At 51.8% G+C, this 16,891-nt stretch carries 13 protein-coding genes; 10 read left to right on the top strand and 3 right to left on the bottom strand.

Annotation, left to right across the window (positions count from 1 at the left end):
- Positions 1 to 68 precede the first annotated feature (68 nt).
- Complete coding sequence (locus OB13_RS05225) at positions 69 to 500, top strand: SpoIIAA family protein (RefSeq protein ID WP_461489093.1); 432 nt, start codon at positions 69 to 71, stop codon at positions 498 to 500.
- A 136-nt stretch (positions 501 to 636) separates the two neighbouring features.
- Here OB13_RS05225 and OB13_RS05230 read toward each other — a convergent pair whose 3' ends face one another.
- Positions 637 to 2,172 (bottom strand): FAD-dependent oxidoreductase, encoded by a 1,536-nt coding sequence (locus OB13_RS05230; RefSeq protein ID WP_461489094.1) that lies wholly within the window; start codon positions 2,170 to 2,172, stop codon positions 637 to 639.
- Positions 2,173 to 2,330: 158 nt separating this feature from the next.
- On the bottom strand, positions 2,331 to 2,747 hold the full coding sequence (locus OB13_RS05235; protein WP_461489095.1) for a tRNA (5-methylaminomethyl-2-thiouridylate)-methyltransferase: 417 nt from the start codon (positions 2,745 to 2,747) through the stop codon (positions 2,331 to 2,333).
- 141 nt (positions 2,748 to 2,888) lie between these two features.
- Between OB13_RS05235 and OB13_RS05240 the strand changes: the two genes are divergently transcribed.
- The 9 genes from OB13_RS05240 to OB13_RS05280 all read left to right on the top strand — a co-directional run bounded on the left by OB13_RS05240 (position 2,889) and on the right by OB13_RS05280 (position 13,949).
- On the top strand, positions 2,889 to 3,566 hold the full coding sequence (locus tag OB13_RS05240; RefSeq protein WP_461489096.1) for an RNA polymerase sigma factor: 678 nt from the start codon (positions 2,889 to 2,891) through the stop codon (positions 3,564 to 3,566).
- Positions 3,567 to 3,732: 166 nt separating this feature from the next.
- Entirely contained in the window at positions 3,733 to 4,281 is a 549-nt protein-coding gene (locus OB13_RS05245; RefSeq protein WP_461489097.1) for a DUF4142 domain-containing protein, read from the top strand.
- On the top strand, positions 4,278 to 4,628 hold the full coding sequence (locus tag OB13_RS05250) for a plastocyanin/azurin family copper-binding protein (protein ID WP_461489098.1): 351 nt from the start codon (positions 4,278 to 4,280) through the stop codon (positions 4,626 to 4,628). Before OB13_RS05245 ends, OB13_RS05250 begins: the two co-directional genes overlap by 4 nt.
- Positions 4,629 to 4,637: 9 nt before the next feature.
- On the top strand, positions 4,638 to 5,489 hold the full coding sequence (locus tag OB13_RS05255; RefSeq protein ID WP_461489099.1) for a cyanophycinase: 852 nt from the start codon (positions 4,638 to 4,640) through the stop codon (positions 5,487 to 5,489).
- Between the two features lie 249 nt (positions 5,490 to 5,738).
- Positions 5,739 to 6,998: an ElyC/SanA/YdcF family protein gene (locus OB13_RS05260; RefSeq protein ID WP_461489100.1), complete on the top strand. Its 1,260-nt coding sequence runs from the start codon at positions 5,739 to 5,741 to the stop codon at positions 6,996 to 6,998.
- 37 nt (positions 6,999 to 7,035) lie between these two features.
- Positions 7,036 to 7,908 carry a hypothetical protein gene (locus OB13_RS05265; protein ID WP_461489101.1) on the top strand — a complete coding sequence of 291 codons (873 nt, stop codon included), beginning with the start codon at positions 7,036 to 7,038 and terminating at the stop codon, positions 7,906 to 7,908.
- A gap of 146 nt (positions 7,909 to 8,054) precedes the next feature.
- The gene (locus OB13_RS05270) at positions 8,055 to 11,336 is read left to right on the top strand and encodes a SusC/RagA family TonB-linked outer membrane protein (protein ID WP_461489102.1); all 3,282 of its coding nucleotides are present in this window, start codon (positions 8,055 to 8,057) and stop codon (positions 11,334 to 11,336) included.
- Positions 11,337 to 11,413: 77 nt separating this feature from the next.
- Entirely contained in the window at positions 11,414 to 12,946 is a 1,533-nt protein-coding gene (locus OB13_RS05275) for a RagB/SusD family nutrient uptake outer membrane protein (RefSeq protein WP_461489103.1), read from the top strand.
- Between the two features lie 109 nt (positions 12,947 to 13,055).
- Positions 13,056 to 13,949, top strand: coding sequence for a glycerophosphodiester phosphodiesterase family protein (locus tag OB13_RS05280; RefSeq protein ID WP_461489104.1), 894 nt, complete (start codon positions 13,056 to 13,058; stop codon positions 13,947 to 13,949).
- Between the two features lie 236 nt (positions 13,950 to 14,185).
- On the opposite strand, the gene OB13_RS05285 is transcribed toward OB13_RS05280, so the two are convergent.
- Positions 14,186 to 16,231 (bottom strand): glycoside hydrolase domain-containing protein, encoded by a 2,046-nt coding sequence (locus OB13_RS05285; protein WP_461489105.1) that lies wholly within the window; start codon positions 16,229 to 16,231, stop codon positions 14,186 to 14,188.
- Between the last annotated feature and the right edge of the window lie 660 nt (positions 16,232 to 16,891).

A 16,891-nucleotide genomic window follows, 5' to 3' on the forward strand; every position in this document is an offset into this window, starting at 1 on the left:
TTCTGATGCGCTAACATAGGGTGTAGATTGAACCATCTCATCTGGGAGCCGGTTAGGAGGTATAGATTATGGAACAGTCCCTTACAAATGCATTTGGAAGTGTGTACCTGACTATAGAGTTGGACACACTGAACCGGTGGGTGTATGTCAACTGGATAGGATACCCCACGGAGGAAAATATGAAAACGGGTGTGTCAGCCTATACCGAGGTGCTGACCAACATCGATTACAGCAGCATCCTGCTGGATACCCGTCTGATGATAGGCACCTGGGAGCATTCCCTGAACTGGATGCTCTACGACTGGGCACCTGAGGCGGCTAGTGCCGGGCTGGAATATTATGCGATGGTCGTACAACCGGAAACCTTCGCCGAAGCTACTGCCGATGATTTCCTCTCCAAGGTCACTGCTTTTGAGGCCCAGGTGTTTGAGGATATGGAAGAAGCGAAGGATTGGCTGCGCACGAAGGCCAGGTTCGCAAATCCGGCATTCAAACAGTAAGCGCATCGGAATTAACCGGGACTCAGGCTCAGAGAGGGAAGAGTCTAATGCTGTATATCTTCTTGTAACCGAGGAAAGTTTTCACTCTTAATTCCCTTCTCCGCTGTTGGATTGGCCGCAGCCCCAACCGATAACCTTACTTCTTCCGGACCCTTTCCAAACTGCCTGGCTTGGCCAGGTTGCTGTAGGCCGGTCCTTCCAGTACTTCCCCTTCCACCGAAAAGCGGCTGCCATGGCAGGGACAGTCCCAGCTCTTTTCAGCGTTGTTGAAGTGCACGATGCAGCCCATGTGCGTGCAAACAGACGACACCACATGCAGCTTTCCTGCCTCGTCGCGGTAAGCGGCAACTTTTTCTTTGTCAATCTCCAGGGTTTTGCCATCTCCCGGCTTTATTTCCTGTAACTCCTCTACCTGGCCATAGAAGAGATAATCTTTTGCCAACTGGAAAGCTACGTCTGTATTATCTTTGATGAACTGAGGGGCAGAGGCAAGCGGGGTAAAGCGCCTGGGGTCAAAGAACATGGCCCACGGATTTTTCCTGCCAGCCAGGGCATCGCTGATGATCATAGCGGCCAGGGCGCCCCAGGTGAGGCCGTCAGCGGCAAACCCGGTGGCAATGTAGGTGTTTTCCTGCATGGGGCTGGTGCCGATATAAGGCAGCGCATCGGCGGGTCTGTAGTTCTGTGCAGCCCACTTGTATACGACATGGTCGACGTCGAAGCGCTCCTTTGCGTATTGCTCCAGCTTCCCTAAAGCCTGCTCGTTGTGCTCCTGTTGCCCTACTTTATAAGTTTCCCCCAGCACCAGCAGGAAGTTGCCTTGTGCGTTGCTGTAGGGACGGATGGAATAATGTTGCGCCTGCTGCCTGTGCCAGTAGATGCCACCTGCCGGTAGAGCGCCTTTCAGGCGTACTGCCAGGGCAAACTCCCGGCAGGGCTCCATGGTGGTATGTACGGCATATACTCCTTTGGGCGAGTGCGTGGCCATCACCACATGTGTGGCTGTCACCGTGCCCCGCTCGGTATGCACTATGCAGGGTTTTCCGTCTTCCACGATCGTTACTTTGGTGCCTTCGTATACCTGGCAGTAGTTGCCGTCAATGGCGGCAGCGAGCCCTTGCACGTACTTCAGTGGGTTGTACTGCGCCTGGCCCGCTACGTTTGTGATGGCTTCCACCTGAAACGGGAAATTGGCCGGAGCCTGGTCTGAGACAATCAACCCGGCTTTCGCAGCCGCCTTGGTTTCCCGCCTCAACTGTTCCGCCATGTCATCGCCTGGTTCGGAGAACCGGTACCAGGGCACCCGGGTAAACTCACATGCTATGCCGTGTTGCTGCACCAGCCGCTCTATCCAGTCGACGGCCGCCGTCCGGGACGTGACCACTGCTCGCAACGTATCTTCGTTGTGCTTTGACTCCACGGTATCCAGGTACTCCCCGATAGTAGCGTAAAGGTTCCCCGTCGAGGAGCCTGTGGTCCCTGAGCCAACCTGGAAGGACTCCAGCACTGCCACGCGTTTGCCCTCCCTGGCCAGCAGGTAAGCAGTGCTGATGCCCGTGATGCCTGCCCCTACGATGGCCACATCCACTTCGATGTCGCCCTGTAATTGCGGGTAGGTCTTAAATCCGGTGGTTGCGCTCCACAGCGACTGAGTAACTTGCTGTACTGCCATATCTTTCCTGTTTTGGTTTGATTCTCTTTGCTTATGATCAGGTTATTCGTGACCAAGTTCCAGGTCCTGATGCTTTCCAGGAACCAGCGATGGGAGATAACCCCACTGGCTTTCGTAGCGGCGTTACCTCCCACGGTAGTTTCAGGGGTGCTTCACTATCAGGCAAACCGCTCTCTGTCACCTAGTAACAGGTATAGCGAAAAGGCAGCGATGGCCATCACCAGGTCCCGTACCGCTACGTCATAATACTGCCCCGACAGCAGCAGGTTGATGGCTATACCTACCAGCCACAGGGCCACCACCAGCGCCCCGATTCTCGGTTTGACGAAGACCAGTATGCCCGCTACTATCTCGATGGCACCGACGATGTACATGAAGGTGGCTGGCGACAGGGGTATGCTGTCTACCACAACAGGTGCGAGGTACTTGCTCCAGTCGGTGAGCAAATTCAGAAATTTGTCCAGCCCCGCCACAATGGGCACGAGCGCGAAGGTGTACTTGAGAAGCATGGTCGCCTGGCCCACCCGGTCAGGTGCTGTTCTAGCCTCGGCGGCAGAGATTGCGGATGTGTTCATGGTATGGTCCCTCCGGTTTAATTTGTTTTGAATAGTTTGTTTTTTTAATAGTCTGCTAGTTAGATGATTGAAAATGAAATCCGTTACAAAAGAATGTAACGTTTTAAGCGGAATTGCATCTAATCAGTAAAAAGAAACGACATGGGAACAGTTGAAAGCATTATCTTATCGGAAAAGAGCAGGGCCACAGACGCAGAGGTAGTGGCGCGGGTGCTGGAGGGTGAGAAAGAGCTTTACGAGCTCTTGATGCGGCGTTACAACCAGACGCTCTACCGCACGGTGAGAAGCTACCTGAAGGAAGAACAGGATACCGAGGATGCCATGCAGGACACCTACCTGGCGGCTTACGAAAAGCTCTACCAGTTCCGGCACGATGCGCGCTTCTCCACCTGGCTCATTCGTATCGGGATCAATGTGGCCCTGGGAAAGCTGCGGGAAAGAAAGAAGTTTGCACCGGCACCTGAACCGACCGAAACGCCTCATGACAATTATCCATACCTACTAACACAATCAAATTTTATGAACCCGGAAAACATGGCCATCCGAAAAGAGGTGAAGCAGCTTCTGGAGCAGGCGATCGATCGTATGCCTGAGAAGTACAGGGTGATTTATACCTTGCTGGAGGTGGAGGGGATGAGTTCCCATGAAGTGACCCAGTGCCTGGATATTTCCGAGAGCAACGCCAAAGTCAGGCTGCACCGGGCGAAGTCTATGCTGAAGGACAGTCTCTATAAACTTTCCATCAGCCAGGATGTGTTCGAGTACGGATACAAACGATGCGATGCAATGGTAGAAAGGGTAATGGCCGCACTGCCCTAAGACTGCAGGTAAGAGGCATACCTTTCAGCGGTGCGTGGGACATGACCGGCGCTGCTTGCTGACACGGATTGCTATACTTGCTTTCAACTAAAAATAAACCAGGTGTTTTTGTAACTGTTCCGGGCAATCCTCCTCTAATAGGAAACCAAGACTAAAATCAGAAGCCATGAAAAAAATTCAATCACTTCTCGCATGGGGCACAGGTATAGCTTACTTCAGTCTTATGCTTGCCGTCCCCGCGATGGCGCAGGAGAATCCCAAATTATCAGATCCGGAAGTGGCGCATACCGCCGTGACTGCCAATCAGATCGATATTGACTACGCTGCAATCGCCAAAGAAAAGTCTAAGAATGCCGATGTGCTGAAATTCGCAGAGACGATGACAAGCGACCACAAAGCCGTGATCGGGCAGGCAGTGGCGCTCGTTCAGGAACTCAACGTCACGCCCCAGGACAATGCCGTAAGCCAGCAACTGCTCGCTGATGCGGAGAAGACAAAGAAAATGCTTCTGGCAAAGTCAGGCAATTCGTTCGACAAAGCCTACATCGACAATGAAGTTGCTTACCACAAAGCCGTGATCTCAGCGGTGGAAGGGCTGCTCATACCTGAGGCAGAGAATGCGGAACTGAAGACACTGCTGGAAAATGTAGCACCGGCGCTCAAAGCCCACCTGGAGCACGCGGAAATGCTGCAAAAGCAACTCAACGGAAAATGAGTCTTGCAAAAGCAGTTTTGAGGAGCTGCCTATACCTGCCGTGCCTTGTCTTTCTTCTGAGCGGGCTGCGGCCCGCTTCTGAATCTCCCGCTCCACGGGGGCTTACCGTTGAGATCAGCCAGATGAAGTTTAGCCCGGCCGAACTTCTGGTGAAAAAAGGAGATACGGTCACCTTCCTCAACAAGGATATGGTGACGCATGATGTCACAGAAGCATCCGGAAAGCTATGGAAATCACCCCCACTTGCTCCGGGAGATTCCTGGCGTATGGTTGCGACACAAAACACCGCTTATTTTTGCAGCTTTCACCCTATCATGAAGGGAAGCATCCGTCTGATAAAACCCTAAGCTAAAAACATGCAGACATCCAAGGGGAAATTAGTGGCCATTGGGGGTAACGAGGACAAAGGAACAGTGCCGGCTCCGGATGACAGCGCGTCCCGCAACCAGCTGCGTTTCTTTGACCAGGGTATCCTGAAGCGCATACACGATGAACTCCCTGGCCCTGGCACCCGCATCGAAGTTATCACCACCGCCTCCAGCATTCCGGAAGAAATGGGGAAGATGTACACGGACGCCTTCCTGTTACTGGGCTGCGACAATGTAGGCGTGCTGCCTATACAACAACCCTGCGACGCAGCCAACCCGCTATACCTGGATAGGCTCCGAGAGGCCAATGCGGTTATGTTTACGGGAGGAGACCAGGAGCGTATCCGGCAGGTATTTCTCAAAACCGAAGCGTTGCAGATCCTCAAATGCCGCTATGAGCAGGAGGAGATGTTCCTGATATCGGGGACAAGCGCAGGAGCCATGGCCCTTTCGAAAACGATCATCGATGGGTCCATAGGCACGGATTCACTGGTGAAGGGGAAAGTGGAACTGAAGGAAGGCATGAACCTGATTGACGGGGTCATTATCGACACGCACTTTGTAAACCGCCGCCGTATGCCACGCCTCATAGAGGCCATTGCGCGCGTTCCCTCCCATATCGGCATAGGGCTCGGAGAGGATACGGGTATCCTGATAAAGAACAATGCATGTGTAGAAACAATCGGCTCGGGTCTGGTGATCATACTCGATGGGCGGAGGATGGAAAAGAATAACTACCGGGACATCCGAGAAGGGGAGGCCCTTTGCCTGGAAAACCTGATCCTGCACGTGCTTCCCAAAGGGCAGAAGTATAACCTGCAAACAGGTAAGTTTATGTAAAGAAGTCCGGCTCTAGCCAGGCCATCCTTTTACATTACCCGGCGCCACCTCTGTAATGATATAGCTCAAAGGGGAATGTGTTTTTGCTTGTTTCAGGTCTTCGCTCAAAAGTAGTCCTTTGCGCCTTTTCGTTTGCGCCATGGAATTTTAAAGGCTTCCCCCAATTTCATAGTTTAAACTTAATCCAGGATTAACATTCAGGTAATCCTGTGCAGATACTTTTGCTGGAGAAACATAAACTTCTTCAGCTTGAAAAAACCAGTACTGCTCTTATGGGCACTCAGTCTTTTAACTGTTACCGCCCTTTCCCAAGGCACCCCGCCTGTTGCCAATTACAGGCTGGTGGAAGCAAAGACTGCCGTTCAAACCAAAAATTATTACCTGCTCACTTTATTTCAGCAAGTAAAAGAAGTCCGGGAGCTGCTGGAAAAAGACGCTGCACTGCGTAAAATTCACAAAGGCAAGCTCGATGCACTTTCCCTGGCCCTGAAGGATTGTAACAAAGATGTTTTGTGTTACACGACGGGAATGAAGTTTACTGCCAGTGAAATCAAGCAGGTGAGTGACCGGCTAACGAAACTCTACAAGAAAGACAATGCACTCGGAAAGTTAGTGCAGCATCACCTCCTCCCTTCGGGCACCTACATCTTATTTGCCAGGGAGTCACCCCAACAACTGCTGGTGAAAGCCTGGGAGCAGGATGCCAAAGGTATAAATCATACCATCGGGGTATACGCAGAAGGAGAGAAGCCCAATTACCCCAAAATAGACTCCATCAGTTTTCGGATACAGGATAAAAAGTACGGCGACCTTGTCTATACCTGCACGGAAGCGGTGCTGGATGAAAGTAACCAGACGAGTCTTTTTTTTGAACCTTCCCTGCAATATGCCCTTCGCTTTTTAGAGATCAACCACCGCACGGAAGCAGCCGATTATGAGCCCATGCTGGCTACTGTGAACAAGGCTGCGTACGACCGCATCAAAACCATCAACTGGGACGCCTATCGCTATACCTTGATTCTGGTGCCCGGCGCAGGACCTGATGATCCGGAAGTGGAACTGAGCGCTGTCGGAATTCTCCGCACCCGGATCGCAGCCAAGCGCTATTTCGAAGGTATGGCTCCCTTTATTGTCTTGTCCGGTGGCAGGGTGCATCCCTATAAAACCAGGTATAGCGAGGCCTATGAGATGAAGAAGTACCTGATGGAGACCATGGGAGTTCCCGAAAACGCCATCATCATGGAGCCGCACGCCCGCCATACCACCACGAACATGCGCAACACAGCCCGTCTCATTTTCCGCTACGGCATGCCGTTCGATAAGCCCTGCATTACCTCAACTTCCAAGGCGCAAAGCTTTGCGATCACGGGCAGTCTTGCTGCCAGGTGCCAGAAGGAGCTCCTCCACGTGCCCTTCCGGAACGGCAAGCGGCTTTCCAACACAGAAGCGGAGTTTTACCCGGTTGTGGATGCCTTGCACATCAACCCGCTCGAGCCCCTCGACCCTTAGTCCTGCCTTTATTCTAAAAAGAAACAAGTAGCTCATCATGAAAATAACAACAGCTGTATTAGCGCTGGCATTGGGTGCCTTCCCCTTTACAATCGGCAATGTAAACATGTCGCTGCAGCACACATTCACGGCAGAAGCGCTGGGTGCCTGCCAGGGCGTTTCCTATATCAACGGGAAAGCCTACCTGTACGGTGACAGGGAAGCAGGTATGATCCGGGAGTATGCAGTAGCTGGCGACAGTCTGGCCTATACCCAGAAGGAGGTGCTCCTGACACAGGATGGAAAAGATGTCATCAATCACCCGACAGGTATAGCTTATAATGGCAAAGGTCCCACTTTCATCGGCAACAGCATCCGGCTGAACAAAGAAGGAACGGCCTGGAAAGCGGTCATATATGCCGTCGATTGGGAAGGCCTTCTGGAAAAGGGGACGCTGGATGGCAACCTGCTGAAAGTAATAGAAGACGATGCCTGCATACAAGGGACAAGACCCGAGTATGTGACCTATCGGAACAAATGGTATGTGGCCACGGCAGATTACGGAAACAAAGCGAACGAAGTGAGGCTGTATGATCCTCAAGCTCTGTTGAAGGCCTCCAAAACCAGCGACAAAGGGGTTCTGTTCAAGAAGTTTACCTGCGGGCCATGGGTACAGAACATCCACTTCATACCTGAAAAAGATATGTTGGTACTGATCCAGAACCAGATCGAAGGACGCAAATGGCGGTTCACCTACCTCAATTTAAGCAAATCCCTGGAGCAGGGCCGGCAAGAGGTGATCAAAGTGATCGACATAGACATGGAGGACGAACTGGAAGGCTTTGCCCTTCTGGAAGGCCTGACAAAAGGAATCGCTGTGACTTCCTCCAGAAAAGCTAACGCCCATTTTATGACCCTTTCCTGGCAGTAGTTGCAGGCAGCTGCTGAAGTTCACTATCAGCCTCTTCGGAATTGGCTTAGCCGGAAAAAAGAGGGACACCTAATCATTTTAAAAGCACACAAATATACATCTCAATGAAGAAAACTTTTACATGCAGGCGGTCGGTCATGTTGCCGATGCTTGCTGCGTTAATGGTGGGGGTTACGCCTGCCTTTGCAGTAAGTTTGCCAGGAGGAAGGGCTTATGTTTCCCAACAGGCTCCCATCAGTATTTCAGGTGTGGTAACCGACGAAGAGAATCAACCTTTACCGGGTGTGAGTATCGGGGAAAAGATGACAGGGAACGGTACGGTTACGGATCAGAATGGTGCTTTCAGCATACGGGTAACGCCAGGCGCCACACTTGTCTTTTCGTTTATCGGGTACCTGGCACAGGAAGTTGTTGTTTCCGGGCAAACGACGCTTTCCATCAGGTTGCAGGAAAACCAGTTCATGCTCAACGAAGTTGTAGCGGTCGGTTACCAGACGGTGCGCAAAAGTGACCTGACAGGAGCCATTTCGAGCGTGAAGGCAAAAGAGCTGAACCTCTCGGCTCCGACTGTTGGCCAGAGCCTGGTAGGCAAGGTGGCAGGCGTACAGGTGTCGCAGGTGAGCGGTGCGCCTTATGTAGGTACCAAGATCAGGGTGAGAGGCGTCGGCTCCATCAATGCCAGTTCGGACCCGCTTTACGTAATTGACGGCTATCCGGCTGGGAACGATGTTTTCATCAATCCCAATGACATAGAATCCATCGATATCCTCAAAGATGCCGCTTCGGCAGCTATTTATGGTTCCAGAGCAGCGGGTGGGGTGGTGCTGATCACGACCAAACGCGGCAAGGAAGGCAAGGGGCGGCTTGAATACGATTACCAGTTCGGGGTGCACCAGCTTAGCAACAAAGTGGACCTGCTGAATTCGGAGGAATTTGCGCAGCTCGTGATCGACGCCCGAAACGGTACCTACCGCGACCTGATCGTGAATGCCGGCAAGCCTTGGTCGGATGCCATGTACTCCGATGACAATGCAACGCGCATCGGCAAAGTAGGCAACGCTTCGGCCGTGAGCATACCGACGTATTTATACGACTTCCCGAACCAACGCATGCTCACGCCGGAGCACAACACAGACTGGCAGGATGAACTCTACCGCAATGCGATCATGCATCGGCATAATTTATCCTTCACCGGAGGTACAAAGGACATCCGGTATGCTCTGAGCGGAGGCTATCAAAAGCAGGAAGGCATCATTGTGAGCACAGGACAGGAGCGGCTGAATTTTCGGGCCAATGTCGATGCGAACGTGAACAGCAAGCTGAAAGTGGGAGCTAATCTTGCCCTCACGCATACCGATGGCCGGGAAGTGCAGGAAGGCCGTTTCCACCAGGGGCCAATCCTGGGAGCGCTGGTATACATGCCCATCTTTAAGGCGTATAACGAAGACGGCAGCCTGGCCAAGAACGAAGCGGCTTCGCAGTCCTCGGCTTTTGGCTTCCAAAGCATCGAAAACCCGGTTGCCCTGGCAAGGGAGACAGAGATCAACCGCAAGGGGCTGAGAGGTACCTACAACGCCCATGCTGCTTATGACCTGTTGCCTGATCTGACGTTCAAGGCGAACCTGGGCATGCAGACCTATCAGGAGAAGTATGAATTTTACAACCCGACCAGCCTGAGCAACGGTGCCAACCCTCCGGGTTCGCCACAGGCGATCGCAGCAGCCAAAGCAACCGCGCAAACGCTGACGCAGCAGGATCAGCTGGCTGAATTTACGCTCAACTACCGGAAGCAGCTCGATGACCACAACCTGGACTTTCTGGGCGGCTACTCAGCCCAGAAAACCAACAGTGATCTGATAAGCGTATCGGCGCAAGGTTTCCAGAACGACCGGATTCCGGAGATTACAGGCAAAGGAGCCGATGCTACCCACTTCTTCCTCAACTCAGGAACCGGCAAATCCACCCATACCTTGCTTTCCTACTTTGGCAGAGCTTCCTACCGGTTCAAGGATAAATATTACCTGACAGGTTCCTTCCGTACAGATGGTTCTTCCCGGTTTGGTCCTTTGAATCGCTGGGGGTATTTCCCTTCGGTGTCAGCGGGCTGGACGATCTCCAATGAGCCTTTTTATGCCAATACCCTGGGCGATGCTTCTACCTTAAAGTTGCGCGCCAGCTGGGGGCTTAGCGGGAACAACAACATCGGGGACTATAACCATGAGCAGGTGATGGCAAACCCGGGAGGTGTTGTATTCGGCTCCAATACCATTGCGACAGCCATGTGGTCGGGCGGTATAAAAGACCAGAACCTGGGCTGGGAATCCACTTCTCAGTATAACACCGGACTGGATTTAGGCCTGTTCAATAACAGGCTGCAGCTGATCACCAACTTTTACCTCAGCCGCTCTTACGACCTGCTCTTCAACCAGCCTATTTCCGCCGTTTCAGGTTCTTCGTCTATGCTGACCAACCTGCGCTATTCGAAAGTGGAGAACAAGGGATTTGACTTTCAGCTGGACGGGAATGTGGTTTCTACCAAAGACCTGAACCTGACGCTGAGCGGTAACATCTCGGTGAACCGCAACAAAGTGCTGGACATGGGCGGTGCGAGCACTATCTATTCGGTAGGGGCAGAGCGATCGTACCTGACGCACGTTACCCAGGAAGGGCAGCCCATCGGTATGTTCTATGGCTTTAAAGTGAAAGGCATGGTACAGCAGGCTGACCTGGAAAATATCGCCATCGATGATGCCAACTTCAATGCCGCGACTCAATCCTTTCCGGAGGGTTATGTGCTGAAGGGACCTGCCCGCTCCATGGCTTCCAGCAACCCGCTTAAGCCCGGAGATCTATACTTCGAAGACGTAAACGGAGACGGCATTGTGAACGATGCGGACAAGCGCGTGATCGGAAGCCCGCATCCGGAGTTTACCTATGGCTTTTCGCTGAATATGACCTACAAGAACTTTGACTTCAGCTCTGCCTTTAATGGGGCCTATGGCAACCAGGTGCTCGACGGGCAAGACTATTACATCTTCAACATGGAAGGCTCCGGAAACCAGTATGCCGAAGTGGCCGACAGATACCGTTCACCAGAAGCACCCGGCGATGGTTCCGTTTATCGCGCAGCCCGTGGAGGTACACAAAGCAACAGCACCAGGTTATCTTCTTTCTATCTGCAGGACGGTTCCTTCCTCCGGTGGACCAATCTGCAGGTAGGCTATACTTTGCCGGGTGGGATAAGCTACCTGGGGGTAAACAATCTGCGAGTGTACGCCACGATAGACAATGTGCTCACGCTGACAGATTACAAAGGGTATAACCCGGAAGTGGACTACAACAACGGCTCCAACCTGACACCAGGGGTTGATTATGGGAAGTATCCGCTGGCACGTGCTTTCAGTCTGGGAGCTAAGGTTACGTTCTAAGCCCCTTCTAACGAATTGACAGATTAACCCTTACTACCAAAAACATTTTTGAATCAGTTAATTTTTCTCAGAATAAGATGAAATCACCATACATAAAAGTAGCAGGCCTGGCCATGCTGCTGATGCTGAGTGCCTGCAAAGACGATTTCCTGGACCAGTACGATCCGAATGCCATATCTACGGCTCAGTTCTTTAAAACAGAGGGCGATGTGCTGATGGCCGTAAACGGGGTATACCAGTCCCTCCGGAGTTCGAACACGATAGGAGAGGGAAGTTATTTGTATACCGATGAGCGCTCAGATGACGCAGGACGAAACGATAACCAATCCAATGCCGGAGAACCTTTCCAGTTCAACGATTTCTCGCTTCTGCCCAGTAACACCTACCTTAAAAGCCATTGGGTATCGATGTACAGTTCCATTGCCCGCTGCAACACAGTGCTGGCCAGCATAGATAATGTGACCTTTGCCAATCCGGAAACAAAGGAGCAGTACAGGGCAGAAGTGAAATTTGTCCGGGCGCTCGTTTACTTCCATCTGGTACGCAAGTGGGGGGATGTGCCGCTGGTAACCACCCCGCTTCTCACATCCGATGAAATAGCGGCGAACACGTTCCGGGAGAAACAGGGGGTTGTGTACCAGCAAATCGTTGCGGATCTGAAGGAAGTCGTAGCGAGTCCGCTTCCTGCCCGTCAGACAGGGTCGAACACGGGCCGTGTTTCGAAGACAGCCGGCAATGCCTTGCTGGGGCAGGTATACCTGACCATGGCGACGACACTGGACCAGGCCAATCGGGACAGCAACCTCCGGGAAGCCAAGACCTACCTGACGGCTGCCTATAACATGCGAACGTTTGGGGCTCTGAAGGAAATTCCCTACACGGATGTGTTTGATGTCGACAAAGAAGCCACTAATCCGGAACTGATTTTTCAGATCGTAAACCGGCAGGGCGATGTGAACTACGCGTCCACGATTGCTGCTACTTTTCAGGCTAGAGGAGAAACGATCAATTCGCTCAAGCCCGGAACAGGTATAGGAGTCAGGGCTTCGCTCGACCTGGTGAAGGAGTATGAAGCGGGTGATCTGCGAAAAGAATTTTCAGTAAAGTTTGCAGAGCACTCCGCTGTAAGAGACTGGTTCATCACCAAGTTCCGGGATACAAGCCCAGCAGCCGGTACCACCGGGTATGGAGGCAACGACTGGATCCTGATGCGGTATGCCGATGTGATCCTGATGCTTGCCGAAGTTCATCTATACCTGGGAGAGGAAGCGCAGGCGATCGAGTACCTGGATATGGTGCGCGAGCGGGCAAACATGCCAAAATACCTGATTGCAAGAAACGATCCGGCGTATAGTCAAAAGTTTCCGACACTGAAGCTGGCCATCCTGCACGAACGGCGCGTGGAACTCGCTTTTGAGCGGCACAGGTGGTATGACCTGCTGAGGTTCTTCACAACAGAGGAACTGGTTTCATATTTCCATGCCAAGAACCAGGCAGACTACGGCACAGCAAAACTGTCCAACTTCACCCGGAAAGACCGCTACTACCCGATACCATTTGACGAGACAAAACTGGATCCGGTCCGGATGTATCAGAACGAAGGGTATTAACCGGTAGGTAGTTGATTCATCCATTATAGTCTCTGATTCCCCTGATCCGGCGGCCTGGCCATCGGATCAGGGGAATCATTTATAGGTATAAACTTAAAGGTATAAGCGCATGAGAAATAGAATACTGTTGTTCCTCTTTTTGTTGAGCTGCCAGGCAGCGCAGGCACAAGGGAGAGTAGATCAGATAATCAAAACAATGAAGGACGCCGATTCTGAAAAGGTCATGGTAGTGGCGCACCGCGGCGACTGGCGCAATGCCCCGGAAAATTCGCTGCTGGCCATACAGCTTTGCATAGACATGGGGATTGATATGGTGGAAATTGATGTGCAGCAAACAAAGGATGGCCACCTGGTCCTAATGCATGACAAAACGCTGGAACGAACCACCAATGGGAAAGGCAAAGTAGCGGACTGGACCCTGGACTCGCTGAAAACCCTGTCGCTTAAAAATGGGCTGGGGCGTACCACACACCACAAGATCCCGACCTTAGAGGAGGCGATGCTGGTGGCAAAAGGGGATATTCTGGTGAATCTGGACAAGTGTTATGATTTCTTCCCACAGGTATACCCGGTGCTGGAGAAAACCGGAACCGTACACCAGGCGGTGATGAAAGGAAGCCATCCCTACAGGAAAGTGCAAGCAGATTTCGGTCCTCTATTGCACAAGATCTTCTACATGCCCATTGTAAACCTGGACAAGCCCGATGCGCAGCAAGTGATCGAGGAGTTCCAGAAAAAACTAAAGCCGGTAGCCTTTGAGCTGGTCTTTGCAACAGATACGTCCCGTGTGCTCAACTCTTTTGACAAGATCAAACGCAAGGGATCCAGGGTATGGGTCAATTCGCTGTGGGCAAGTCTGAATGCAGGCCGCGATGATGACCTGGCTGAAACCGATGTGGAAGCAAGCTATGGCTGGATACTGGGTAAAGGTGCCAACATGATCCAGACAGACCGGCTGGAGCCCCTGGTAGACTACCTACGCAAGAAAAATCGTCATTTATAAGTCATTTATAAAAGGAGGCTATACCTAAAGAGTTAACAAAGACACAAGTAATGGTCTCCGGATCAACTTTCCTACCTGCCAAAAAGCCCTTGCACGGATCCGTGCAGGGGCTTTTTGTTTACGACCTTCTTCTGCTGAAAGGCTTTATTCAGGTATAGCTTGCCGCTTACTGGTTGGGTTGTAGGAAATCAGGTATGCCATACGATGAATCAATCCGCAGCAGATCCTGTATGGCCTCAGTCAGCCATGTTAATATCCGGCACCCACCTGTTTTTAACTCCCCATTTTTTGTTGGGCTTATCGGACGCTTTGATCTCGAGTTTCCCACCCTGCATGATTTCCTCGTGTGTGAGCCAGTTCCAGTCTATTCTTTTACCGTTCAGCTTGACTTCCTGGATGTACATGTGGTCATCTCCGTAATTGTCCACCTGCATCGTGAAGGTTTTGCCGTTTGGCCAGGCGATCTCTGCCGATTCAAAGAGCGGTACGTTGAGGTAATACACCGGCCAGCCCACACTGGCAGGCTGTATACCCAGCGCCGTTAACACAAACCAGGAAGACATGGCCCCGGCATCGTCATCCATGGTTCTGAGGTAGGCTTCCGGCTTATTTTTGTAAATGACACCTACAAAGGAACCGATCCCCCGGCTGTTGTCATTGAAATAATGCTGTACCACCGTGTCGACGGCCAGCTGGTGCTGAAGCTTCTGCGCTTTCCAGGGCGATGATGTGGCGTTGTAGAGCAAGGGCACCTGCAGGTCCGGTTCATTGGCCCGGTTGTGGTAATCCATTTCAAAGAATTCATCCAGCTGGCTTTCAAAAGCCTGCTCGCCTCCGGTCAGCGCAATCAAGCCTTTTACATCAAAAGGCACTGCCCATCGGTATTGCCAAATGGTGCCCTGGTACATACCTCGCGCCGACATCTTGTTTACATCCGGGCGGCTGAGGTCTTTGAAGTCCTTCTCCCAGTAAGTTTTATATTCCAGCGCCTTCTGCTTGTACTTCCGGCTCAGCTCCTTTCGGGTGAGCGCGGCATAGAGCTGTGATAAAGCCCAGGCATCGTAAGAGGACTCCAGCGCCTTGTCCGGAGTCGCATAATCGAGGCGGTCCACTTCCTGCTGCAGGGAATCAATGATCCGCGGGAGATCAATCGCATACCCTTTCCGGTGAGCGTCCAGCAAAACAACGATTGCATGCTCTGTCCGCACGGTGTTGGACGGCTCCTGTGCTGTCGCAAAATCTTTTTTTCCATAGGGATAGAGGTTGGCAATAGAGGAGGCTATATCGGAATACCGCTCGGGGTAAGCAAAGGAAAGCAGCGGCAACTGGGTTTTGTAGTTGTCCCAAATGGCCCAGCCGTTGTAAACCGTACGATCCGTTTTTTGCAGAGACCCATCGATTGCCCGGTAGACTCCGTCTTCTTCCGACACAACATAGGGCGACTGAAGCGCCCGGTAGAGCAGCGAGTAAAAGAGTTTTTCCCTTTCAGGGTCGCCTTTGACCTGGATACGACCCAGATGCTGATTCCAATCACGGCTGCTTTTCTGTTTCATCTCCTCAAAAGAGTCTTTGCCCAGGGCGGCTTTGGCATGGGCTACATCCACGGAGGAGAACGCAATCTCCACCTGTACTTCCCGCTGATTGGGTGCCAGCGTGGCGATGAGCTGGTGCGCATTCCGGGAAGTCCATTTTACAGGTTGATTGATCTGCAGCGCATAGTAGAGGCGGTAGGTTCCTGCGTTACAGGTAGTTTGTGAGGCAACCCATCCACTAAGCGTATTTTCTGTCAGCGTATGTTCTTCGGCAACAAAGCGTCCGGCAAAAGCGTGGCTCAGGTCCAGGTAAATTCCTTTTTTGCCGGCAGGAAACTGGTAGCGGTGCCGCCCGGCATTCTTGTATACCACTAACCCGGCGCTGATCTGGTTTTTAAAGCTGACCTGGTAGAAGCCAGGCCCTGCGGCTTCCGCTGCTTTGAGGAGCCGGGAGGTCTCCGGATCTTCGCCCAGGAAAGGCTTGATCAGCAGGTTGCCACCGCTTCCCAGGCACCCGACGCCTTCCATGCGGTTGTGCGTAAAGCCCAAAAACTCTTTGGCCAGATGCTCATACCCCGTATGGGTCGCCGGATAAGTTTGCGGTCCTATACTCAGCATGCTGAAAGGGTAGGAGGCAGCCGGTGAAAGCTGCCCGTGGTCTCCGGAGGAACCTAAAAACACATTGACTTGGTCGGTCAGCGGATTGTCCTTTGCAATTGGTTTTGGAGTCGTGGCATTTTGTGCTGCCAAAGTTCCGTAACCTATCAAGAAGAGAAAGAGCAGGAAATATTTCATGTTGGCTGGCAGTGTAAGTATAGGTTGATGATGCATGATAAGCTCAGGAGTTGCGTGTGTACTGGCAGAAAGCATGCAGCCGGATTACTGCAGGTAAAACGGGAAACATTGTTTGTAGCAGCATACGGAGTATACCCTTCAGTTACCGGTTTAGATAAAACTTTGAAAGTCCGCTGACAAGCCAGCTATACCTTATCATCAGTAAAGTTTCCCCAGGTATGTTGCTTCGCACGCAAAAATACGCTCTCCCATGTTAAGGAAAGGAGAAGTAATTGTAAATATACCGTTACCAGTGAGTCACTGAAATTTACTTCCGCTGTCGTCTACAAATACAGGACCAGGCCATTGAAAATACTGATCTAAGCTTTAAGATATGATAACGTACGCTTGACACATTCCCGGGGCTATAGGCTTACTTTTGCATGTACCCAAACTAGTGAAAGAATCATGCTGGAATATGTTAAAACCATTCTGATGAAAGTGAGCTTCGACAACATCCTGTTTGAGAAAGAGCTAAGGAAAGCTAGAAAGATGTTAGAGCAGGACGAGGAAAAGCTGCATCTCATGCAGTGGTGTTTTGAGATGTTTTCCAACAAGCATCCGCTGGTGCTACGC

The organism is Pontibacter sp. HJ8, from assembly GCF_054824225.1.

Coding starts and splice junctions, on each gene's coding strand:
- OB13_RS05280 (WP_461489104.1), top strand. CDS start 13,056: ATGAGAAATAGAATACTGTTGTTCCTCTTTTTGTTGAGCTGCCAGGCA.
- OB13_RS05270 (WP_461489102.1), top strand. CDS start 8,055: ATGCTTGCTGCGTTAATGGTGGGGGTTACGCCTGCCTTTGCAGTAAGT.
- OB13_RS05265 (WP_461489101.1), top strand. CDS start 7,036: ATGAAAATAACAACAGCTGTATTAGCGCTGGCATTGGGTGCCTTCCCC.
- OB13_RS05235 (WP_461489095.1), bottom strand. CDS start 2,747: ATGAACACATCCGCAATCTCTGCCGCCGAGGCTAGAACAGCACCTGAC.
- OB13_RS05230 (WP_461489094.1), bottom strand. CDS start 2,172: ATGGCAGTACAGCAAGTTACTCAGTCGCTGTGGAGCGCAACCACCGGA.
- OB13_RS05245 (WP_461489097.1), top strand. CDS start 3,733: ATGAAAAAAATTCAATCACTTCTCGCATGGGGCACAGGTATAGCTTAC.
- OB13_RS05255 (WP_461489099.1), top strand. CDS start 4,638: ATGCAGACATCCAAGGGGAAATTAGTGGCCATTGGGGGTAACGAGGAC.
- OB13_RS05250 (WP_461489098.1), top strand. CDS start 4,278: ATGAGTCTTGCAAAAGCAGTTTTGAGGAGCTGCCTATACCTGCCGTGC.
- OB13_RS05225 (WP_461489093.1), top strand. CDS start 69: ATGGAACAGTCCCTTACAAATGCATTTGGAAGTGTGTACCTGACTATA.
- OB13_RS05275 (WP_461489103.1), top strand. CDS start 11,414: ATGAAATCACCATACATAAAAGTAGCAGGCCTGGCCATGCTGCTGATG.
- OB13_RS05240 (WP_461489096.1), top strand. CDS start 2,889: ATGGGAACAGTTGAAAGCATTATCTTATCGGAAAAGAGCAGGGCCACA.